The 22355-nt window shown below is 67.2% G+C and carries 20 protein-coding genes and 1 riboswitch; of the genes, 9 read left to right on the forward strand and 11 right to left on the reverse strand.

Annotated elements, in window-relative coordinates:
• Window positions 1-36 precede the first annotated feature (36 nt).
• The 3 genes from KIK15_RS00715 to KIK15_RS00725 form a co-directional block, all read right to left on the reverse strand.
• Complete coding sequence (locus KIK15_RS00715) at window positions 37-1320, reverse strand: hypothetical protein (protein WP_214242266.1); 1284 nt, start codon at window positions 1318-1320, stop codon at window positions 37-39.
• Window positions 1321-1376: 56 nt separating this feature from the next.
• Complete coding sequence (locus tag KIK15_RS00720; RefSeq protein ID WP_214242267.1) at window positions 1377-2369, reverse strand: NlpC/P60 family protein; 993 nt, start codon at window positions 2367-2369, stop codon at window positions 1377-1379.
• A gap of 255 nt (window positions 2370-2624) precedes the next feature.
• Window positions 2625-3221, reverse strand: coding sequence for a C40 family peptidase (locus KIK15_RS00725; RefSeq protein ID WP_214242268.1), 597 nt, complete (start codon window positions 3219-3221; stop codon window positions 2625-2627).
• Window positions 3222-3236: 15 nt separating this feature from the next.
• A riboswitch (cyclic di-AMP (ydaO/yuaA leader) is annotated at window positions 3237-3412 on the reverse strand.
• A 622-nt stretch (window positions 3413-4034) separates the two neighbouring features.
• On the opposite strand from KIK15_RS00725, the gene KIK15_RS00730 reads away from it, so the two are divergent.
• Window positions 4035-5807, forward strand: coding sequence for a DEDD exonuclease domain-containing protein (locus KIK15_RS00730; RefSeq protein ID WP_214243165.1), 1773 nt, complete (start codon window positions 4035-4037; stop codon window positions 5805-5807).
• Window positions 5808-5853: 46 nt separating this feature from the next.
• The gene (locus tag KIK15_RS00735) at window positions 5854-6129 is read left to right on the forward strand and encodes an Lrp/AsnC family transcriptional regulator (protein ID WP_214242269.1); all 276 of its coding nucleotides are present in this window, start codon (window positions 5854-5856) and stop codon (window positions 6127-6129) included.
• 26 nt (window positions 6130-6155) lie between these two features.
• Here KIK15_RS00735 and trpD read toward each other — a convergent pair whose 3' ends face one another.
• Complete coding sequence (gene trpD / locus KIK15_RS00740) at window positions 6156-7268, reverse strand: anthranilate phosphoribosyltransferase (protein WP_214242270.1); 1113 nt, start codon at window positions 7266-7268, stop codon at window positions 6156-6158.
• A 60-nt stretch (window positions 7269-7328) separates the two neighbouring features.
• Window positions 7329-7790 (reverse strand): hypothetical protein, encoded by a 462-nt coding sequence (locus KIK15_RS00745; RefSeq protein WP_250323879.1) that lies wholly within the window; start codon window positions 7788-7790, stop codon window positions 7329-7331.
• An 80-nt stretch (window positions 7791-7870) separates the two neighbouring features.
• Here KIK15_RS00745 and KIK15_RS00750 point away from each other — a divergent pair, with 80 nt between their 5' ends.
• From KIK15_RS00750 to KIK15_RS00765, 4 genes are all read left to right on the forward strand, one after another.
• Window positions 7871-8482 (forward strand): heme-copper oxidase subunit III, encoded by a 612-nt coding sequence (locus KIK15_RS00750; protein WP_214242271.1) that lies wholly within the window; start codon window positions 7871-7873, stop codon window positions 8480-8482.
• A gap of 68 nt (window positions 8483-8550) precedes the next feature.
• Window positions 8551-9459 carry a c-type cytochrome gene (locus tag KIK15_RS00755; RefSeq protein ID WP_214242272.1) on the forward strand — a complete coding sequence of 303 codons (909 nt, stop codon included), beginning with the start codon at window positions 8551-8553 and terminating at the stop codon, window positions 9457-9459.
• On the forward strand, window positions 9456-10631 hold the full coding sequence (locus KIK15_RS00760) for a ubiquinol-cytochrome c reductase iron-sulfur subunit (RefSeq protein ID WP_214242273.1): 1176 nt from the start codon (window positions 9456-9458) through the stop codon (window positions 10629-10631). Before KIK15_RS00755 ends, KIK15_RS00760 begins: the two co-directional genes overlap by 4 nt.
• Window positions 10628-12256: a cytochrome bc complex cytochrome b subunit gene (locus KIK15_RS00765; RefSeq protein WP_214242274.1), complete on the forward strand. Its 1629-nt coding sequence runs from the start codon at window positions 10628-10630 to the stop codon at window positions 12254-12256. The genes KIK15_RS00760 and KIK15_RS00765 overlap by 4 nt, the downstream gene beginning before the upstream one ends.
• A gap of 130 nt (window positions 12257-12386) precedes the next feature.
• On the opposite strand, the gene KIK15_RS00770 is transcribed toward KIK15_RS00765, so the two are convergent.
• From KIK15_RS00770 to KIK15_RS00780, 3 genes are all read right to left on the reverse strand, one after another.
• The gene (locus KIK15_RS00770) at window positions 12387-12899 is read right to left on the reverse strand and encodes a GNAT family N-acetyltransferase (protein ID WP_214242275.1); all 513 of its coding nucleotides are present in this window, start codon (window positions 12897-12899) and stop codon (window positions 12387-12389) included.
• 83 nt (window positions 12900-12982) lie between these two features.
• Entirely contained in the window at window positions 12983-13399 is a 417-nt protein-coding gene (locus KIK15_RS00775) for a cytochrome c oxidase subunit 4 (RefSeq protein ID WP_214242276.1), read from the reverse strand.
• Window positions 13396-14502 carry a cytochrome c oxidase subunit II gene (locus KIK15_RS00780; RefSeq protein ID WP_214243167.1) on the reverse strand — a complete coding sequence of 369 codons (1107 nt, stop codon included), beginning with the start codon at window positions 14500-14502 and terminating at the stop codon, window positions 13396-13398. Before KIK15_RS00780 ends, KIK15_RS00775 begins: the two co-directional genes overlap by 4 nt.
• Before the next feature lie 259 nt (window positions 14503-14761).
• On the opposite strand from KIK15_RS00780, the gene asnB reads away from it, so the two are divergent.
• Window positions 14762-16687 (forward strand): asparagine synthase (glutamine-hydrolyzing), encoded by a 1926-nt coding sequence (gene asnB, locus KIK15_RS00785; protein WP_214242277.1) that lies wholly within the window; start codon window positions 14762-14764, stop codon window positions 16685-16687.
• A gap of 121 nt (window positions 16688-16808) precedes the next feature.
• On the opposite strand, the gene KIK15_RS00790 is transcribed toward asnB, so the two are convergent.
• The 3 genes from KIK15_RS00790 to KIK15_RS00800 form a co-directional block, all read right to left on the reverse strand.
• Window positions 16809-17783 carry a carbohydrate kinase family protein gene (locus KIK15_RS00790; RefSeq protein WP_214242278.1) on the reverse strand — a complete coding sequence of 325 codons (975 nt, stop codon included), beginning with the start codon at window positions 17781-17783 and terminating at the stop codon, window positions 16809-16811.
• A gap of 206 nt (window positions 17784-17989) precedes the next feature.
• Window positions 17990-18361: an iron-sulfur cluster assembly accessory protein gene (locus KIK15_RS00795; RefSeq protein ID WP_214242279.1), complete on the reverse strand. Its 372-nt coding sequence runs from the start codon at window positions 18359-18361 to the stop codon at window positions 17990-17992.
• A gap of 176 nt (window positions 18362-18537) precedes the next feature.
• On the reverse strand, window positions 18538-19743 hold the full coding sequence (locus tag KIK15_RS00800; protein ID WP_214242280.1) for a glycerate kinase: 1206 nt from the start codon (window positions 19741-19743) through the stop codon (window positions 18538-18540).
• Window positions 19744-19855: 112 nt separating this feature from the next.
• On the opposite strand from KIK15_RS00800, the gene KIK15_RS00805 reads away from it, so the two are divergent.
• Together KIK15_RS00805 and cobT are read left to right on the forward strand one after the other, a co-directional pair.
• On the forward strand, window positions 19856-20536 hold the full coding sequence (locus KIK15_RS00805; RefSeq protein WP_307851674.1) for a DUF3043 domain-containing protein: 681 nt from the start codon (window positions 19856-19858) through the stop codon (window positions 20534-20536).
• A 6-nt stretch (window positions 20537-20542) separates the two neighbouring features.
• Complete coding sequence (gene cobT / locus KIK15_RS00810) at window positions 20543-22351, forward strand: nicotinate-nucleotide--dimethylbenzimidazole phosphoribosyltransferase (protein ID WP_214242282.1); 1809 nt, start codon at window positions 20543-20545, stop codon at window positions 22349-22351.
• Window positions 22352-22355: the final 4 nt, after the last annotated feature.

The following is a 22355-nucleotide window of genomic DNA, read 5'->3' on the forward strand; positions in this document are numbered from 1 at the left end:
TGACCCGACCAGTGCGATCCATACCGGAGCTGCGGATCAGAACGAGCGCAGCAACCAGTTCCGCCAGCCGAGCAACACCGTTCCCGACGGCTGGCCGAGCGCGGCGGTGATGGCCGACTCCTGCGCGCTGACTGTCGTCGGCCCGGCCGACAGAGCCAGATAGAGGCCACGCAGCCGCACCTCACCCGACGTGGTCGCCACGTACTGGGCGAACGACCAGGCCGTCTGATACGCCATGGCCGATCCAGCCCCGGTCAGGGTGAAGTCGGCGTCGGTGGGCAGGCCCGGCGGCGGTCGCCCAGTGCGCACGGCCGTCGCCAGATCGGGTGCGGCGTCGGCAGGGCGGGCGAACGTGCCCTTGCGGCCGACGTACTCAGCCACGCCCTCGGTGATCCATTTGGCCGCCGTCGCCCCGGTGCGCCCTGCGGCAGCGACATGGAACAGTTCGTGCCGGAGAACCAGGTCGAGGGCGGGACCGGCCAGGGTGGCGGCTTCGGGGGTGAACACCACCCGCTGTCCCACGGTTGGGCCGTTGCCCGGGGCCGAGATGGTGGCCGCCGCCGCGAACTCCGACACCGCTGCGGCACTGCCGGAGAGCGCACCGAACTCCGCGGGCGTGTCGGCGGCGATCACCGCGGCTCGGCGCGGCCACTGAGGTCCCCAGAAAGCGCTCACCGCTGCTACTGCGCCGGGCAGCGCCGATCCCAGGCGGCGGCCCAGTGCCACCGATCCCGGATAGGACACCACCACCGACTCGCCGCCTGCCGTGGCCACCCGAACCGCCGTGGACCCGGGAAAATCCCAGAACTGAGGGGTGGGCGCCGCGAGGCCGGCCTGCTCCCCCACCACCTGCGCAGCATCACCGAGCACTTTCCAGCGGTCGCCGTAACGGACCATCACCAGGGGGCGGGCGATCGTGATCGGCGACTCCGCGAATCCGGCGAGCGTGTAGGTGATCTCGATTGGGCTCACCCAGGAATCGGTGGCGCCCTGGGCGTCCAGGCGATCCTGCACCCCAGCGGGTAACAGGAGTTCGTCGATACCGTCCTCGCGCAGCCTGGTGCCTATTCGATAGCCGAAGGCATCGACGCCGACCGACCGGATGGCCTGCGCCTGCAGCAACAGTCCGTCTCGAAACGCAGTCGTCGCCGACGGATCGACGACGGCGTCGATCGCGGTGCGGTCGCCGGATCGCTGGGCCGCAGCCAGCGCGGTCAACGCAGCGTTCACCCCACTGGTGCGGGCCTCGTCGTAGTAGTTCGCCGATGACCCCGCGGCCGGACGAGGGGCGTCGGATCCACAGCCTGCGGCCAGTGCCACGAGAGCGCCGAGGAGGATCGAGGACGCACCGCGCACCAGCGGCCGAGAGAACCGGATCAATATCTGCGGGCCGATTGGTAGGGTCCGGCCGCGTCGATGGGCACCACCTTGACCGGCACACCGAAGGTGGACGCGTGCACCACATATCCGTCGCCGACATACATCCCGACGTGGCTGGCATCGCCGTAGTAGATGATCAGGTCGCCCGGCTGCAGATCCTTGCGATCGACCGGTGTACCCGAGGCCTGCTGGGCCTCACTGGACCGGGGCAGCGTCTTGCCGGCCTGCTTGTAGGCCCACACCATGAGTCCGGAGCAGTCGAACTGACTCGGCCCGGTGGCGCCCCAGACGTATGGGTCACCGATCCGTGAGAGCGCGGCCGTCACCGCCACCGCCGACGCCGAGGTGCCCTTGGGTACGAGCGCGGCGTCGAAGGTGATGGTCGGACCGCGCAGGGTCCGGAGTTGGGCTCCGGTGAGCGATTCGTAGATCGCCTTGACCTGTGCGATGCGGAACTGGAGGTCGGTTTGTTTGGTTTGCAGTTCACTGCGGGTCTTGTTGACTGCAGCCACCGCCGCCGACGCCACCGCACCCGCCTTCTCGGCGGCAGTGCGCGCCCGCAGGGCCGACGCGCTCGCCTTGCGGTAGGAACGCAGGTCCGACGTCGTCTGCCGGGAGATCTGTTCGAGACCTGACATCTGATCGAGCAGCGCCTGGGGCGAGTCGGCCACCAGCACCGCGTACAAACGGTTCACCTTGGCTCCGCGATATCCGGCACGCACCAGCGTGTCCACTCGACCCTGGAGATCGTCGAGTCGCGTGCGCAGGCCGTTCAGCGTCGCCGTGGCTGCGGCGGCATCGGCGGCGGCCTTGGACTGGTCAGCCTTGCGTTTGCCGAGTTCGATCTCAGCATTGTGCATGGCCTCGGCCGACTTCTCGGCCTCTCGACCCAATTCCTGATAGCGCGCCAGCAACGCATCGGGGCCGTTCTGCGGGGCGGCCGACACGGGCGGGGCCGCCGCGACGAAGGCGAACGTGCTGACGAGCATCACGAGCACGGCCGACACGAGTTCGGGAAGGCTCCGCCTCGACGCACCCACATCGATCACCTGATCTCCACACTTGCCGTATTCAACCCACAGTGGCCACGTCGACCTCCGGATGCTCGGCCCGAACCGATCCCGTACCCAGCCACCGGACCAGCACACCTTACGTGCTGGTCGAGGCAGACTCGCCGACAATCTTCGGACCGACTCCGTGGTCTGCGGACAAGCGACGGGGCCGACGAACCGATCAGAGTCCGGTCAGTAGCGGCGGGCCGCGTAGAAGTCCATCACCGAGAGGCTGGCCCGCTGCACCGGCTGGCCCTCGGTCACCGAATGCACGATCGTTCCGTTGCCGATGTAGATCCCGGCGTGCGAGCCGCCGTTGAAGATCACCACATCGCCAGGCCGCAGGTCCGCCTTGGCGACCGGAGTACCGCCACCGAGCTGGCCGTAGCTGTCGCGCGGGATGGTGACCCCGACCTGCTTGAACGACCAGTACACCAGGCCCGAGCAGTCGAATGCCGACGGTCCGGCGGCTCCGTACTGGTAGGGCGATCCGATGCGAGTGATCGCTGCGGAGGCGGCCCGTTGTCCGAGTGCGCCCATCTGGCGGTTGATGTCAGGGGTCGCCGACGGCCCTGCGTTGGGGCGCGGCTTGGCCTTGAACTGGGGCGGTATCTGGTTCTCGCTGATGCCCGGGATCTCGAAGGTGCCGATCCCGGGAATGTTCACCGGAGCGGCGAAAGCCGGGCCGGCTCCCATCGCCACAGTGCCCAGGGTGATGGTCCCTGCGATGACTGCGCCACGAGCCGTGCGCAGGCCGGTTCCGGGCTGCTCCAAACGGTGTTTCGCCACGAAGCGGGTTCTCCTCAGTTCTTCCTCGACCGCCGACCGGGTTAGCTGTCGGGTTCGGGCCGGAAGAATGGCCCTACCCCCAGCGTGCACGACAGAGCGTTGCGCGCAAGGAGGATTCACCCCGATCGGGCCGCAGCCCGAGGTGTTGGTTCCCCGATTCGCCCGTGCGGGCGATTGAGCGGTGACCTCACGCTCCACGACGCTGTGACGCGGGACTATCCGCAAGGTCTCGGGAAGGTTACGAAACCGAACGGTGGTCTGTCCACCGGAACACGCCGACGACGGGCCGATCTCGTGCGGGTCACACCGCGCGCAACCTTGAGCCTTCGGCCGCTCCAAAATTCCGCTCAGCAGCCGGTTCCCGAAGGATGGACGCCTCATGCGCCACAACTCCGACCAAACCGGCGCGCACGAACACATCAACCGCGCGATGAAGTCGCTCAGCCTCGCGAGCTGCCGCGATCTCCTCCTCACGAGCCTTCGCAGAGCCAAACCCCATGGTCGGGGGCTCGAGTAGCACGGTCATCATGCAGCCTGAGCACGCGCGAGGGCGTCCCGGACAGGTGTCGCAGTCAAGGTCCACTGTGATCTCCGTCTCATTTGTGTGGCGGTGGGCATATCCGACCCGGATCTCGTTGCGATCCGACATCGAGGCGAACGCTAGAACGCACCTCTGACACCTCCCGCGCCAGGCGCACGGCAACACGCTGCAGACGCCGACTGTCAGACCGTCGAACTAGTGTTCGTCACATGGGAATCCCCCGTCACACGCGCCACTCGAATCCGCCTGAGCTCATCGGCACCGGGACGCGCATGTCCACCGGATCGCAAGTGCTGCGGGGCCAGAGCACCACCGCGACGCAGCTGAGTTTCGACTCCGTTGTCGACTCAGGCTTCGACGCCCTGCTCAGTGAGGTCACCTTCGTGGTGGTGGATCTCGAGACGACCGGTGGCAGTCCACGAACCGACCGGATCACCGAGATCGGCGCGGTCAAGGTGCGTGGCGGTGAGGTGCTCGGTGAGCTCGCGACGTTGATCGATCCCGGGTGTCCCATCCCGCCGCATATCGTCTCCCTGACCGGCATCACCGAGGCCATGGTCTATCGGGCTCCCCGCATCGACGAGGTGTTGCCTGCGTTCCTCGAGTTCGCACGCGGATGTGTTCTGGTCGCCCACAACGCACGGTTCGACACGGGTTTCCTGCGTGCCGCGGCCGCGGAGTCAGGCCACGCGTGGACCCTGCGACAGGTGCTGTGCACGGTCACCCTGGCGCGCCGGGTACTGCCACGCGACGAGCTGCCCACGGTCAAGTTGTCGGCGTTGGCCCGCCACTTCTCGGTGCCCACCACACCGACCCACCGAGCTCTCGACGACGCACGTGCAACCGTGGAGGTGATGCACGCGCTGTTCGAGCGAGTGGGCAACATCGGCGTGCAGACCTATCGCGAGCTGCTGGACTACCTGCCGAATCTCACTCGCGCACAACGGGCCAAGCGCGACCTGACCGACGGGCTGCCGGCACGCCCAGGCGTCTACCTCTTCCGAGGTCCTACCGACGAGGTGCTCTACGTCGGAACCGCAACCGATCTGCGTCGCCGTACCCGGCAATACTTCTCGGGTTCGGAGACCCGCAGCCGGATGCGCGAGATGATCTCGCTGGCCACCCGGGTCGACCACGTCGAATGCGCGCACCGGCTCGAGGCCGGGGTCCGGGAACTACGCCTGCTGGCCGCGCACGCTCCGGCGTTCAACCGACGCTCCACCGCACCGCATCGCGCCTGGTGGGTGTCCCTGACCGACGAGGCGTTCCCACGCCTGTCGATCACTCGCCGCCCGACCGAGACCGCAGTCGGTCCCATCCGATCGCGCGCCGACGCCAGCGCAGTCGCCGGGATCATCACCGCGGCCACCCGATTGCGATCCTGCACCCACCGGATAGGCGTCGCGGGCCTGCACACGTGCTCGGTCGACGACGGGCGCCGACCGGTGGGCGGCTGCCATGCCGCCGCCGCGGCCCCCCTGGGACCTACGGAGTACGGCGACCGGGTGACCGCGGCCGCCGCGGTCATGGCCGGTCACGACGACGCCCCGCTGATCGCGACCCTGCAACGCCTGCACCGACTGTCGGAATCGGAGATGTTCGAGTCGGCGGCCCGGCTACGAGACCGCATCGACATCACCTTCGCCGCGCTGGGTCGGTGCCAGCTGCTCGCCGGACTGTGCGCAATCGCCGAGCTGGTCGCTGCGGGACCGGATGGAACCGGTGGGTGGGAGCTGATCGTGGTGCGTCACGGGCAGCTCGCGGCCGCAGGCACCGCGCGTCGCGGTGTGCCTCCGATTCCGGTGGCCGCGGCACTGGCCGCATCTGCTCAGACCATCACCCCCGAAGCCGGCCCACTGCGCGGCGCACCCGCCGAAGAGGCCTGGCTGATCTACCGGTGGCTCACCTCTGGTGACACCCGGATCGTCTGCAGCACATCGGGTTTCACTTCCCCGGTCGGCTCGGCGGCGCGGTGGTCGACCTGGCGTGCGACTGCCGCCGCAGCCCGATCGCGCTACCGCGAGCTGTTCGCCCTGGCGAGCTGAGGGATTCACCCCGGCGAGGTCGTCGCGAACGCCTAGAGTTGGACAGATGATCACGGCCATCGTCCTCATCTCCGCCGACGTGCACACCATCCCCGAGACCGCCCAGGCCGTCGCCGACGTCGACGGGGTCAGCGAGGTCTACTCGTGCGCAGGTGACGTCGACCTCATCGCGAAGGTGTCGGTTCGTGACCATGAACAGATCGCCACCGTGGTGACCGCGACCATCAACCGACTGCCCGGCGTGCGCCACACCGCCACCCACATCGCCTTCAAGAGCTATTCGAGCTCCGACATCGAGGCCGGGTTCTCGATCGGCGAGTGACCGCGACGCGGTTCGCCGATCCCGTCTCAGGAGAACGCGATCCACCGATCCAGCAGCGCCGCCGCCGCACCGGTGTCGAGCACCTTCGCCGCCCGCCGCAGACCGTCGCGCATCCGCTCGTAGAGAACCTCCGAGTGCGGGTTCTGCTCTGCCGACCCACCCACGAGACCGAGATCTTCCACCGGCGCCGCGGCCATGTCGAAAGCCACGATGGCCGCCGCCGAGTTGAGCAGCACCGCATCTCGGACCGCACCCGCGCGCCCGGCGAACAGATCGCGCGCCACGTTGGCGTTGACTTCGGCGTCGCCCCCACGCAGGTCGGCCGGATCACACCTGGCGACCCCGACCCGATCGGGATCGAACGCGACCCGGGTCACCGTGCCTCCCGACGCGATCCACACCACCGAGGTGGTGGTGGTGGTCAGCTCGTCGAGACCGTCGTCCCCGCGCACCACCAGCGTCGAATCACCCCGTGCGGCAAAGGCTTGCGCCATCACCGCCGCCAGGTCGGCAAAGGCGCAGCCCACCAGTCCCGCAGAGGGCTGAGCTGGGTTGGTCAGGGGGCCCAGGACGTTGAACACCGTCGGGATCCCGATCTCTTTGCGCGGCGCGGATGCGTAGCGCAGTGCGGGGTGGAACACGGGTGCGAAACAGAACCCGATACCGATCTCGGCGACCGAGCGGGCGACCGCGCCGGCATCGCGCGTGATGTCGACGCCGAGACTCTCGAGGACATCGGCACCGCCGCTTCGTGAGGACGCGGCTCGGTTGCCGTGTTTGACCACCGGGACACCGGCGGCGGCCACCACCACCGAGGACATCGTCGAGATGTTGACGGTGTGCGAGCGATCGCCGCCGGTGCCCACGATGTCGACCGCCGCACCATCGATGTGCACCCGCTGCGCGTGCGCCAACATCTCGGCGGCCAGCGCGTTGAGTTCGCTCGCGGTGGGACCCTTGATCTTCATCGCCACGCCGAATGCTGCGATCTGGGCGGCGGTGGCGTTGTCGGACATGATCTCGTTCATCGCCCAGCGCGCATGGGCCTCCGACAGCGCGCCACCGGCGGCCAACTGTCCGATGATCGAGGGCCAGGTGGCCGGCGTGTCCACGTCGTTCGACGACCCCGCACTGTTCATGGGGTCACAGCGTATTCGCCACCGATCTCCACCCCCGAGTCAGCTCGCCGCCCACGCGAGTCAGGGTCGCTGCAGAACCTGCCAGCCCAGAACCTCACCGTCGTGTCGGGCTCCCAGACCCGCCATCCGCGCACGCTCCTGCGAGCAGTGCAGAGCGTCGACGAGTTGAGCGCGGGCCAGCACCAGCAACACCGACCCCTCGCCGGCACGCGCACCGGGATCGGAACTCGAGCCCTCGACACGCTCGTATCCGTCCTGTTCGGCAACCGAGACCGCTTCGTCGACACGATCCGGTGGCATCGCCAGGAAGTGCGCCAGCACCGCCTGCTCCGTGGGCACCCACCTCGACGCCTCCAGGACCGACGAGCTCGCCGCAGCCTGGTCGAAGCTCTCAGCGACCACGACGAGATCGGGATCACCGGGGCCCAGGTCCGCATCCGCCGCCGACCCCCGGGAGAAGCGGGCCAGAATCCGCCGAACTGCCCCCTGACGCACCGGTTTTCCGTTCAGATCGCGTGCCATCGCCGCCCTTTCGAAGAAACGCTCGTGATTTATCCGACCCCGATGGTCAGGAGGTACTACGAACCGTCATACTCGAACACGTGACTAGCGCTGTAAGTACCTCGGGCACGGCCATCACCTCGAGAGTGCACTCACTCAACCGACCGAACATGGTCAGTGTGGGCACCATCGTCTGGCTGTCCAGTGAGCTCATGTTCTTCGCCGGCCTGTTCGCCATGTACTTCGTGGCACGGTCGAACTCCGGCGGCGACTGGCCACCGGAGCCCACCAAGCTCAACCTGTACCTGGCCATCCCGGTGACCGCAGTCCTGGTGATGTCGTCAGTCACCTGCCAGATGGGTGTCTTTGCCGCCGAGCGCGGTGACGTCTTCGGTCTGCGTCGCTGGTACATCATCACCTTCGTGATGGGCGCGTTCTTCGTCGCCGGTCAGGGCTACGAGTACTACCACCTGGTGCACGAGGGCACGACGCTGTCGTCCAGCGCCTACGGCTCGGTCTTCTACATGGCGACCGGCTTCCACGGGCTGCACGTGATCGGCGGCCTCGTCGCCTTCATCTTCCTGCTGATCCGGACCAAGCTGAGCAAGTTCACCCCAGCCCAGGCCACCGCCGCAATCGTCGTGTCCTACTACTGGCACTTCGTCGACATCGTGTGGATCGGCCTGTTCGCCACCATCTACTTCATCCGGTGACCGCCCGGCCGGTCATGACACGGCCAGCCTGGTCACCAGCTCAACAGATTTCGACAGAGAGAGCACAGATGAGTTCACCCACTCCCGCCGGCCCATCGGAAGACGCCACCGCGCCCGTCCCGGCCACCGACCCGCAGCGGGCCAAGGCTCGGCGCAAGCTGCGTCGGCGCGCGTCCGGCGCGCTGTTGCTGCTGGCCGGCCTCGTCGTCGCCGGTGGGCTGGCCTCGGTCATCACCCCCACCCCGCAGGTGGCCACCGCAGAGACGCAGAGCAACGCCGCTCTCATCCAGGACGGCAAGAAGCTCTACGAGACCGCGTGCATCACCTGTCACGGCAAGAACCTCGACGGCGTCGCGCAGCGCGGCCCGTCGCTGGTCGGTACCGGTGACGCTTCGGTCTACTTCCAGGTGTCCTCCGGGCGCATGCCCGCCGTCCGCGGCGAAGCACAGGTCGCTCGCAAACCACCGAAGTTCACCGAGGCGCAGGTCGACCAACTCGGCGCCTACATCCAGTCCGTCGGTGGCGGCCCCCAGGTGGTCTACGCCAAGAACGCAGATGGCTCGGTGAAGATGAAAGACGGCTATCCGGTCATCGCACAGGGCGAGTTGCGCGGCACCAACATCGGTCTGGGCAGCGAGCTGTTCCGCCTCAACTGCGCGTCATGCCACAACTTCACCGGTCGCGGTGGTGCCCTCTCCTCGGGTAAGTACGCGCCTCACCTCGACCCGGCCAACGAGCAACAGATCTACACCGCCATGCTCACCGGCCCGCAGAACATGCCGAAGTTCTCCGACCGCCAGCTCACCCCGGAGGAGAAGAAGGAGATCATCGGCTACGTGCGCTACGCCAGCGAAACCCACCCGCAGGGCGGCTACGCCCTCGGTGGTTTCGGCCCCGTGTCCGAGGGAATGGCCATGTGGGTGGTCGGTGTGGTCGCGATCGTCGCATCAGCTATGTGGATTGGATCTCGTTCATGAGTGACGCGCAGCAGTCTCCGCAGCCCTCGGAGGAAGAACTGCAGAAGATGTCCCACGACGAGCTGGTGAAGCTCGGCACCAACCTCGACGGGGTGGAGATCATCCATCGCCGCGAGCGATTCCCCGAGCCAGGGACCAAGGCCGAGAAGCGCGCCGAGCGCACTGTCGCGACCTGGTTCGTGATCGCAGGGGTGTCGGCGGTCGCCTGTTTCGTCATCTTCCTGTTCAACCACTGGGAGTTCGTCCTCCCGGACCAGAAGAACTATCTGCTCTACACGCTCAACACCCCGTTGATCGGGATCACCTTCGGTGTCTCGATTCTGGCCTTCGGCGTCGGGATCATCCAGTACACCAAGAAGTTCATCCCCGAGGAGATCTCGGTTCAGGACCGTCACGACGGTGGATCCAACGCCGTCGACAAAGCCACTGCGGCGGCCATGTTCGTCGACGCCGGCACCACCTCCACCTTCGGCCGCCGCAAGATGATCATCGGCTCGGCGGCATTCGGCCTCGGCGCCTTCGCCGTGACCGGCGTGGTCGCACTGCTTGGCGGCATCGTCAAGAACCCGTGGGCCAAGGGCAAAGACGCCGAGCTCTGGCACACCGGGTGGTCGCCGATCTACAACGACCCCAAGACGCCGAACGAGACGGTGTACCTGCGTCGCGACACCGGAGACCCGAATCAGGTGGTCCTGGTTCGGCCCGAGGATCTCGACGCCGGCAGCATGGAGACGGTGTTCCCGTGGCGCAAGTCCGACGGCCTCGGCGAGACCGAGGAGTCGCGTGAGAAGCTTCACAAGGGCCTGAAGCTGGTGCGTAATCCCGTCATGTTGATTCGCCTACGGTCGTCCGACACTGCCAGGGTGACCAAGCGCAAGGGCCAAGAAAGCTTCAACTACGGCGACTATTTCGCCTACACAAAGGTGTGTTCGCACCTCGGGTGCCCCACCTCGCTCTATGAGCAGCAGACGAACCGGATCTTGTGCCCCTGTCACCAGAGTCAGTTCAACGCACTCGAATACGGCAAGCCGATCTTCGGACCCGCGGCCCGGGCACTGGCGCAGTTGCCGTTGACGGTGGACGATAGGGGATACATGGTTGCAGCAGGTGACTACATCGAGCCCGTCGGACCCGCTTTTTGGGAGCGGGGCCAGGGGAAGGACAAGCCATGACCGTAATTGCGGACAGAGTGGCCGTTCAGGCCGAAGAAGTTGATTCGCGGTACCACCTAGCCGCCGGTGTTCGTCGTCAGATCAACAAGGTCTTCCCGACGCACTGGTCGTTCCTCCTCGGCGAGGTGGCGCTGTACAGCTTCATCATTCTTCTGATCTCCGGCGTGTATCTCACGCTTTTCTTCGACCCGTCGATGGCCGAGGTGACCTACAACGGGTCCTACCAGCCGCTCGTCGGTGTCGAGATGAGCAAGGCCTACGCCACCGCGCTGGACATCTCCTTCGATGTCCGCGGCGGACTCTTCGTGCGTCAGATCCACCACTGGGCGGCACTGCTGTTCGCCGCGGCGATCATCGTGCACATGATGCGCGTGTTCTTCACCGGTGCATTCCGTCGCCCGCGCGAAGCCAACTGGGTCATCGGCTGCTTCTTGCTGATGCTGGCCATGTTCGAGGGATTCTTCGGCTACTCGCTGCCCGACGACCTGCTCTCAGGTACCGGTGTCCGCGCGGCCATGTCGGGCATCGTGATGGGAATCCCGGTGGTGGGCACATGGATCCACTGGGCCCTGTTCGGTGGTGACTTCCCCGGCGAGATCATCATCCCGAGGCTCTACATCCTGCACGTGCTGCTGTTCCCGGGGATCATCCTTGCGCTGATCGGCGCGCACCTGGCACTCGTGTGGTACCAGAAGCACACCCAGTTCCCCGGCCCCGGCCGAACCGAGAACAACGTGGTCGGCGTGCGCATTCTGCCGGTGTTCGCGACCAAGGCCGGCGCGTTCTTCGCGGTGGTCGTCGGCATCCTGTCGATCATGGCGGGTGTACTGCAGATCAACCCGATCTGGGTGCTCGGACCGTACAACCCGGCACATGTCTCGGCTGGATCCCAGCCCGACATCTACATGATGTGGACCGACGGCCTGGCCCGGCTGATGCCGGCGTGGGAGGTCTACTTCGGCAACCGCTACATGATCCCCGCGATCTTCTGGGTCGTCGTGATCATCGGCATCGTCGTGACCGCCATGATCGCCTACCCGTGGATCGAGAAGCGGCTCACCGGCGACGATGCGCACCACAACCTCCTGCAGCGTCCCCGCGACGTCCCGGTGCGCACCGCGATCGGCGCCATGGCTCTGGCGTTCTACGTGGTCCTGACGCTGTCGTGCATGAACGACATCATCGCGCTGAAGTTCCACATCTCGCTCAACGCGACCACCTGGATCGGCCGTATCGGCCTGGTGGTGCTGCCGCCGCTGGTCTACTACATCACCTACCGGTGGGCGTTGGCTCTGCAGCGCAGCGACCGCGCGGTGCTGGAGCACGGCATCGAGACCGGCATCATCAAGCGCCTGCCGCAGGGCGAGTACATCGAGGTGCACCAGCCGCTGGGGCCGGTCGACGACCACGGTCACCCGATCCCACTCCCCTACCAGGGTGCGGCGCTGCCCAAGCGGATGAACAAGCTGGGTTCGGCCGGAGCACCTGGTTCTGGCTCGCTCATGGTGGCCGACTCGCCCGAGGAGCAGGCTCTGAACGCACGTCTCGCCCACGAGGCTCACGTTCAGGAGCACGAGGCGCTGTCCAAGCTGCAGGCCAAGGGCGGCAAGATGCTCGAGAAGTAGTCACTTCTCCTACGTCGACGGCACAGGCCGGTACTTCCGCAAGGAGGTGCCGGCCTGTTCTGTTGCCGTCGGCGCGTGCGCGAGAAGGTGCTTTCTCGAATCGCCGCTCAGCGTTGGCGATCACGACCGATCACCACGGATCACCGTCCCGCATATCGGCGATGAGTGTCTGGCCGGGGGCGTCGGGTAGGCCCCACACCATCACGCTTCCCCGATCGTCGGGTGTCGGTTCCAGCCCTGCCACGCTCAACGCAACCAGTGTGCCGGTCCACGGCACCCACCCGCGTCGCAAGTACAAACTGCGGCCGGCGTCGCTGGCCGACAACGCACCGAATTCGTATCCGGTGACGATGATCGCGGCGACGTCGTCCATCACCAACCCACCGATCCCGTTGCGCTGGGCGTCGGGGGCCACGGCGACGGCCTCGACGTACCCGACACGACGCCATCGGCCTGCGTGGTGTAACCGACGAGCGACCACAGCGGCATGGCCGATCAGCCTGCCCTCGGTGTCCTCAGCCATCACGTGGATTCCGCCGAGCGCATGGTCGAAGTCGTCGTCGGAAAAGTCGTCGCCGAACACCTCATCGAGCAGCCGTCGGAGATCGCTGAGGGCTGCCGAACTCAGGTCTGCGGTGTGCATACGACGGAGGGCGGGTGCACCAGCACCCGCCCTCCGCGTCGTGTTCTCAGTGCCGTCCGTGCGCGACGGCCGACGGTTGTCTCTCAGTGCTTCTCTGGTCCCACGTGGTACTCGAAGACGAGTCCACCGACGGCGGTGATGATCGCGACCGCGCCGACGGCAACCAACCAGAAGTTGGCAGTGGCCAGGGCGACTGCGAACAACGCGGCCGAGGCGGCAATGAGGATCGGCCAGAACGACCCGGGGCTGAAGAAGCCCAACTCACCCGCACCGTCTTCGATCTCGGCGTCTTCGAAGTCCTCAGGGCGGATGTCGACGCGGCGAGCGACGAATCTGAAGTACGTGCCGATGATCAAGGTCAGTCCGCCGGTCATGACGATGCCGGTGACACCCACCCACTCCACGTTGCGGGAGGAGAACCCGGTGAAGATGCCGTAGAGCACGGCAGTCCCGAAAAAGAAGACGGTCAGGATCTCGAAGATGCGGGCCTCGATTTTCACTGCTGAACTCCTTGCACCGTGCAGCCCGGGATGGACGTGTTCTGGGTGTCACCGTTCTTCTGCGGGGTGGACTTACCCGAGGTGGAACGGCGGGTGTCGTATGGGTGCGTGGTCACCGAGACAGGTTGCTCGCAGATCTTCTTCAACGCCTCGGCGTTCGTCAGCGAGGGATCTTTAGCCCGCATCCGGATGTAGGCCTCGAACTTCTGCGGCGTCACCGCACGAACCTCGAAGTTCATCATCGAGTGGTACGTGCCGCACATCTCCGCGCAGCGGCCGACAAAGGCCCCCGTGCGGTCGATGGAGCTGACCTGCCAGCGATTGTCCTGGTGGTTCTGCTTGGGGAACGGGAACACGTCGCGCTTGAACAGAAATTCCGGCACCCAGAACGAGTGGATGACGTCGGCGGCGGCCTGCTCGAACTCGATGCGCTTGCCGGTCGGCAGCACCAAGACCGGGATCTCGTCCGAACTGCCCTGAGTCTCGATCTTGTCGAACTTCAGGTAGTTACGGATGTCGTCGTCGCGACCGCCGGCCGGCAGCGGGACTTCCTTGCCCTCGCGCTTCTCACGCTCGCGTTGGAACTCGAACGGGCTGCCGTTGCGCTCGAAACCGTTGTACTTCTCGCCGTTGTCCATCGTCACCTGGCGGTATCCGAACTTCCAGTTCCACTGGAACGCGGTGATGTCGACGACCACGGCCGGATCGGCCTGCTTGGCCTCCACCTTGTTCTGGACGATGATTGTGAAGTAGAAGAGCACCGCGACGATGATCAGCGGGATCACGGTGTAAGTGAGCTCCAGCGGCACGTTGTAGGCGGTCTGACGGGGGAACTCTTCGTCTGCGGTCAGCGGTCCGCGGCCCTTGCGCCGGTGGAAGGTGATGGTCCAGAAGGTCAGACTCCACACGATGATCCCCATCAGCAGCGCAGCGACCACCGACCAGGTCCACAGGTGGCGCATGTCCTGCGCTTCGGGGGTAACACCCTTGGGCCAACCGAAGCGCATGGCTTCGTCCAGGCTGCAGCCCGTCATGAGAAACGAACTGAGCCCCAGAGCCGCAAGCGCTGTGAACTGCTTCAGTCGCCGTCCACCGAGTGTCATGGTCACGCCTTTCCCGCCTGTTCGTTCACGCTTGTCGCGTACGCGTGCGCACACGCTGCAGAGGGCGACGCAGCGGGTCCACACGCTAGTACTACAGAGCGTAGACCAACTGGGACCCGCTGTGGCCATCGGGGTTTCCCGAACTCGGCATCGGGGTGCGGCATACTCGTGGCAGATCCGACCGGGGTCTGAGCTGGCACAACCTGGTCACCCGGAGTCGACGATCTCCCGGGGACCCCGACGAATCGAGGAACTTCGCGTGTGTGGCCTGCTGGGACTGTTGAGCAGCGCTGAATCGGCCGACAGCGCGAGAGACTCGGTGGCCGCCGCACTGCACTGCATGCGCCACCGCGGCCCCGACGACCCGGGTGTGTGGAACGACACCGATGTGGTGTTCGGCTTCAACCGGCTCTCGATCATCGACATCGCCCATTCCCACCAGCCGCTGCGCTGGGGGCCGCCGGAGTCACCGGACCGCTACGCATTGGTCTTCAACGGCGAGATCTACAACTACCTCGAGTTGCGCGCGCAGCTCGCCGCCGACGAGGGTGCCCGGTTCCGCACCGAAGGTGACGGCGAGGCCATCGTCGCCGCCTTCCACCACTGGGGACCCGGCGCGGTGTCGCGCCTGCGCGGCATGTTCGCCTTCGCGATCTGGGATACCGAGACGCGCTCGATGTTCCTCGCGCGCGACCCGTTCGGGATCAAGCCGATGTTCATCGCCACCGGTCCCGGTGGCACCGTTTTCGGCAGCGAGAAGAAGAGTCTGCTCGAACTGCTCGGACAGGTGGGCCTCGGTGATGAACTCGACGCCCGCGCCATCGCCCACTACACCGTGTTGCAGTACGTGCCCGAGCCCGAGACCCTGCACGCCTCGATCACCAGGCTGGAGTCGGGGACCTACGCCACGGTGACTCCGGGCACTCGCCCCCGCACGCACCGCTACTTCTCGCCGCAGTTCGAGTCCCGCCCGGTTCCTGCGGGTGCTGAGCAGCGTGTGTACGACCGGATCGCCGCGGCCCTGTCGGACTCGGTGGCCAAACACATGCGGGCCGACGTGACCGTTGGATCGTTCCTGTCCGGCGGCATCGACTCGACCGCCATCGCGGCGCTGGCCATCGGCCACAACCCAGACCTCATCACCTTCACCACCGGTTTCGAACGCGAGGGCTACTCCGAGGTGGACGTGGCCGCAGAATCGGCGGAGGCGATCGGGGCGCGGCATGTGGTGAAGGTGGTCGGGCCGGCCGAGTTCGCCGCCGCCATTCCCCAGATCGCCTGGTACCTCGACGATCCGGTGGCCGATCCCGCACTGGTCCCTCTCTTCTTCGTGGCTCGCGAGGCCCGCAAACACGTGAAGGTGGTGTTGAGCGGCGAGGGGGCCGACGAATTGTTCGGCGGCTACACCATCTACAAGGAGCCGTTGTCGCTCAAGCCTTTCGAGCACCTACCCGCAGGACTACGACGCGCGGCGGGGCGTCTCTCACAACGGATTCCCGAAGGCACCCGTGGCAAGAGCCTGCTGCACCGCGGTTCGATGACCCTGGAGGAGCGCTACTACGGCAACGCGCGCAGCTTCGACGACGCACGCCTGCGGGCCGTGTTACGCGACTACCGGCCCGACTGGACGCACACCGACGTGACCGCGGCGATCTATGCGACCACCGTCGGCTGGGATCCGGTGGCCCGGATGCAGCACCTCGACCTGTTCACCTGGCTGCGCGGCGACATCCTCGTCAAGGCCGACAAGATCACCATGGCCAACTCGCTGGAGCTGCGGGTGCCATTCCTCGACCCCGAGGTGTTCGAGGTGGCACGGACCCTGCCCACCGATCAGAAGATCGCCGGTGGCACCACCAAGTACGCGCTGCGGCGCGCACTCGAGCAGATCGTGCCTGCGCATGTTCTGCACCGTAAGAAGCTGGGATTCCCCGTACCGCTTCGACATTGGCTGGCCGGCCCCGAACTGCACGACTGGGCTCGAGAGACCATCGCCGCCTCGGGCACCGACCACATCTTCGACAAGTCCGCTGTCGCGACCATGCTCGACGAGCATCGCGCCGGCACGGTCGACAACAGTCGGCGGCTGTGGACGGTGCTGTTCTTCATGGTCTGGCACGCGATCTTCGTCGAGGGCACCATCACCCCGGACATCGACGAGCCGACCTATCCGGTCGAGTTGTGAACCACATCTGACCTACAGTCCGGTGGCGCTCTCCATCGTGCCGCGCCCAGCACCCGGAAGCGCAAAGCATGGTGACGCGTTGGAGTCCCGTCGAGCCGTGAGCTCGACGGGACTCCGGCGATCAGGGTAGGACGGCGCCGATCTCGGCGGCGGCGTCCTCACCGTAGGCGCCGGCCAACCGAGCCAGGGCGCTCTCCCGATCCCAGGTCCAGTCCTGGGGGGCGACGGTTTCGAGCACGAGCACGGCGATCAACGAGCCGAGCTGCGCACTGCGTTCGTGACTGAGACCCGCAGCGTTGCCCACCAGGAACCCGGCCCGGAACCCGTCACCCACACCGGTCGGATCCACCTTGGCGGTCTCGGGCACCACACCCACCTGCACGCGGGTGCCGTCGGCGGAGATGATCTCGGCGCCCTTGCTGCCGAGGGTGGTGACACGCAGCCCGACCATCGCCGACACCTCGTCGGCGGACAGCCCGGTCTTCTTTTGCAGCAGACCCCACTCGTACTCGTTGGTGAACAGGTAGGTGGCGCCGTGCAGCAACGCGGTGATCTGCTCACCGTCGAGCAGCGCGAGCTGCTGCGAGGGATCGGCAGCGAAGGGGATGTCCAGATCACGGCAGGCCTGGCTGTGGCGGACCATCGCCTCGGGATCATCAGCGCCGATCAGCACGAGATCGGGGCGACCGATCTCGTCGGAGAGATCCGACAGTGAGATCTGGCGGGCCTCGGCCATCGCGCCCACGTAGAAGCTGGCCAGCTGGGCCATGTCGTCGTCGGTGGTGCACATGAACCGAGCTGTGTGCGCGGTCCGGGACACGCGGACACCGGAGCAGTCGACCCCGTTACCCTCCAACCAGGTCCGGTAGTCGTCGAAGTCGTTGCCCACCGCACCGACGAGAACAGGGTTGGCCCCCAGCACGCCAAGCCCGTAGGCGATGTTGCCTGCCACCCCGCCGCGACGGACGACGAGGTCCTCCACGAGGAAGCTCAGCGAGATGTGGTTGAGGTGCTCGGCGAGCAGTTGCTCGGAGAACTTCCCCTTGAAGCGCATCAAGTGATCGGTGGCGATGGACCCGCAAATGGCGATGGGCACGGCGGTGAGAACCTTTCGTCTACAACACGTCGGTGAACCCCAAGGGCACGCGCTGGCTGTGCGGAGCCGGGGATGTTCGGCGACAACGCTACCGCGCACGACGCTCCCGCCTGACATCGGCAGACGCAGCCACCGACGACAACGGGGCCCGTCTCCGATGGTCGAAGACGGGCCCCGTCAGCACCGACCCGCGGCCGGCGGAGGTCTCAGTTGAACGAGTCGCCGCAGGCGCAGCTGCCGGTGGCGTTCGGGTTGTCGATGGTGAAACCCTGTTTTTCGATGGTGTCGACGAAGTCGATCGAGGCGCCCTGCACGTAGGGCGAGCTCATCCGGTCGACGGCGAGCTTGACGCCACCGAAGTCGGTGACGGTGTCGCCGTCGAGGCTGCGGTCGTCGAAGAACAGCTGATACCGCAGGCCGGCGCAACCGCCGGGTTGCACCGCGATGCGCAGGGCGAGGTCGTCACGACCCTCCTGGTCGAGCAACGCCTTGGCCTTGCTCGCGGCGGCATCGGTCAGGACCACACCGGTGGCAGTGGCCTCGTTGGTGGTGTCGACGGTCTGGTTCTCAACGGTCATGGGGGCAGGTCTCCTCGCTTGCAGGCTTGCGACTCGTGGGCGGCGACACGGAAAGCATCTGAACGCGACTCGAGTCGTCATGCGTGTACAGACAACGGTACCCCCAGCGGTTCTGTTCCGCCGCGACCACCGAGGTGAGGCGCCCGAGGTGACCACGCTGTCGGTGTCATCACCCCTCACGGGTCCGGGCCCCAGGACCCGGCGATCTCGGCGGCGAGTCGTTGCAGCAGTTCACCGGCGCTGGTCATGGCGTGGTCGATGGAGTCGGCGACGTCGACGATGGCGTACGCGGCGTGGACACCACTCGCGGCGATCTCCGCCGACGACAGGGCGATCTGACCCGCCACGACCACGGTGTGCACGTGGTGATCGCGTGCGGTGCCGGCGACAGCGGCAACCACCTTGCCGCTCAGGGTCTGTCGATCGAACTTCCCCTCCCCGGTGATCACCAGATCGGATCCGGCCACGAGGCCCACGAGCCCGATCGCCTCGGCGATCACCGTGGCCCCGGACACCCGCTGCCCGCCCAGTGCCAACAGCGCTGCCCCCAGGCCGCCGGCCGCACCCGCGCCGGGTAGCTGCGCCACATCACGACCGATGACCGCCGCGATGGTGGCGCTCCAGCGGTCCAGCCGCTCCTCGAGGCGGGCGACCGTGGGCTCGTCTGCGCCCTTCTGCGGCCCGAACACCACTGCGGCACCGTCGACTCCACACAGCGGGTTGTCCACATCCGAGGCCACCACGATGCGCACAGCGCCCATGCGTTCCCGCGCGGCCTGCAGCGCGTGTGCCGCGCGGTCGCCTGGCGGCCCCGACACCCTGTCGTCTGACAGCCCCGACACCCTGTCGTCTGACAGCCCCGACACCCTGTCGTCTGACAGCCCCGGCACCCTGTCGTCTGACAGCCCTGGCACATCGTCGACCGACAGTCCGGCGAGTGCGGCCACGGCACCCAGTCCGCCATCGGTGCTCGACGATCCACCCAGACCGACCACCACGCGCTGCACACCGGCCTCGAGCGCGATCGCGATCAACTCACCAACCCCGAATGTCGTTGCTCGCCAGGCGCTGTCGGGTGTCAGCTGCTCGATCAACGGAAGTCCACAGGCTTGTGCGCACTCGATGTAGCCAGTGGCGGTGGTCATGTCGAGCAGCCACCGCGCCTGCACCGGCTCCCCCAGCGGCCCGGTGACGCTCGCCGACATCGGGGTGCCGAGCCGACTGGCGAGGACGTCGACGAATCCCGGACCACCATCGGACAACGGCGCGCACACGATCTCGTCGGCCGGGCGGGCGTGGCGCCATCCCTTGGCGATCGCCTCAGCCGCAGCCACCGCGGTGAGGGTGTCTCCAAAGGAATCCGGCGCGATCAGGGCCCGCATGGCGTGAGTATAGGAACGCCGTAACGGTTCGGCAGGGTGTGACGCACCATGTTCATCTCCGCTGTACGCACCGCCGATGTCGGCGAGCGCGGGCATCAAATATCCTGAACACGTGAAGCTGCCCTGGAAGAACGACGACGCCGTCTCCGACGACCGATCGACGCGCGCCGAGCCCGGCACCTCCGGGTCGAGTGCGGGCACGACGACCGAGACTCGGCCGGGCACCACACCGGGCAAAGGGCGCCCGACCCCGACCCGCCGGGAAGCTCAGGGTCGTCGTCGCGGCCCGGTCACCCCGGCGCCCCTGACGCGCGCCGAGGCCCGCGCACGGCGCAAGGAACTCGGCAAGGAGAAGTTGACCCGCGAACAGCGCAAGAAGCGTTCCGACGAACGTCGCGCCGCCCGCAACGAGCAGCGCGAACGGATGATGGACGGTGACGAGCGCTTCCTGATGCCTCGCGACAAAGGCCCTGTCCGCCGGTTCGCGCGCGACATCGTCGACTCGCGACGCAACCTCGCCGGACTGTTCATGCCGTTTGCGGTCCTGCTCATCGTCGTCATGTTCTTGCCCGCCACCCAGGGCATCGCCACCCTGGTCATGCTGGTCTTCACCGTGTTCCTGATCGTGGACGGGGTGATCCTGGGCCGCCTGGTCAACAAGCGGGTGCGAGAACGGTTCCCCGACACCATCGACGGGGGGTTCAAGCTCGGCTGGTACGCGTTCAGCCGTGCCATGCAAATGCGGTTCATGCGCGCGCCCCGCGCCCAGGTCAGCACCGGCGACGCGGTCTGACCCAGCATGCGCACACTGGTGCTGGGTGGCATCCACTCGGGCAAGTCGGCTCATGCCGAACACCTGATCGCAACCGCGCTGGCCGAGACCGGTGCGCAGCGGGTCCGATACGTGGCGACCGCTGCGACGCCCCCGACCGGCGACCCCGAGTGGTCCCGGCGGATCGACCGCCATCGACGACGTCGACCCGCCTCGTGGTCGACGGTGGAGACCAGCGACCTCGCCGGCGAACTACGCACCGAACCGTCGGTCCCCACCCTCGTCGACGACCTGGGCAACTGGGTGTCGACCACGGTGGACGGCCTGGGCGGCTGGGATGATCTCGATCTCGACATCGGAGCGCAGATCGCTTCCGTGGCCGACGCGGTGGCTGCGTTCAGCGGAGAACTGGTCCTCGTCAGCCCCGAGGTCGGCTTGTCGCTGGTGGCTCCGACCCCGGCGGGGCGACGCTTCCAACAAGACCTCGGATCGCTCAATGCCGCAGTCGCGCAGGTCTGCGATCGTGTGGTGCTGGTGGTGGCCGGCCGGGTCATCGAGCTGACCGGGCGCGCCGAACAGCAGCTGGTGCTCGCGGACCGCGCGAGGACAGCGCAGGGGCCGCTCACGCCATCACCCGCACCCGCACCCGAGGCGACCACGTCGGAGTCGCTCACACCCGAACCGACCCCTGCGGCTGCGGCCACCGCGCCATCTGTGTCGGCGAAATCGGCCGCACCCACAGCAGTCGCCCGCGTCGGCGATCACCACCGCGCACCCGACGAGTTCGATGTGATCGTGTCGCCGGATTCAGCGGTGGCACAGCAGGCCCGGCAGCGACAGGCGCAGCTCACCAAGCCAGCCGGGTCGCTGGGGCGTCTGGAGGAGATCTCGATCTGGGCGGCCTCCTGTCAGGGGGCCTGCCCGCCCGCACCGTTCGCCAACCCCACGGTGGTGGTGTTCGCAGGCGATCACGGTGTCGCCGCCGCGGGCGTGTCGGCCTATCCGCCGGAGGTGACGGCACAGATGGTCGGCGCGGTGGCTGCCGGCGGTGCCGCGGTGTCGGTGCTGGCCCGGCAGGTCGGTGCTCAGGTCCGGGTCGAGGACCTCGCGGTCGACGCCGACACCCCCGCCGAGCTCAGCCGCTTCAAGGTTCGCCGTGGGTCCGGCGACCTGCGCGTGCAGGACGCGTTGTCGGCCGACGAGGTCCGAGCAGCGGTGGCCAATGGCCGTGCGATCGCCGACGAACTCGTCGATGCGGGTGCGGATCTGGTGATCGCAGGCGACCTCGGCATCGGGAACACCACTCCCGCAGCCGTTCTCGTCGGAGTCCTGACCGACACCGAACCGGTGGTCGTGGTGGGTCGCGGCACCGGGATCGACGATGCGGGCTGGATCCGCAAGACCGCCGCCATCCGTGACGGCATGCGTCGCGGGCGGGCTGTGGTGCGCTCTCCGCTGGACCTGCTGGCTGCGGTCGCCGGTGCCGACCTTGCCGCCATGGCCGGGTTCTTGGCCCAGGCCGCATCGCGACGCACCCCGGTCATCCTCGACGGCGTGGTTGTGACCGCAGCCGCCCTGGTGGCCGAGGACCTGGCTCCTGGCGCCGCCCAGTGGTGGCTGGCCGGACACCGATCCGCCGAGCCCGCGCACTCTATCGCGTTGCGCCAGTTGGGACTCGACCCGGTCCTCGAGTTCGACATGCGACTCGGCGAGGGCAGCGGAGCGGTGCTGGCACTGCCCGTCGTCCAGGCCGCGGTGGCCACACTCGGTTCGATGTCGACCTTCGCCGAGGCCGGGGTGAGCGAGCAGGACGCGACCGCCGTCGTCGACGCCTGAGGCC

The organism is Williamsia sp. CHRR-6, from assembly GCF_018474015.1.
Classification (GTDB): domain Bacteria; phylum Actinomycetota; class Actinomycetes; order Mycobacteriales; family Mycobacteriaceae; genus Williamsia_A.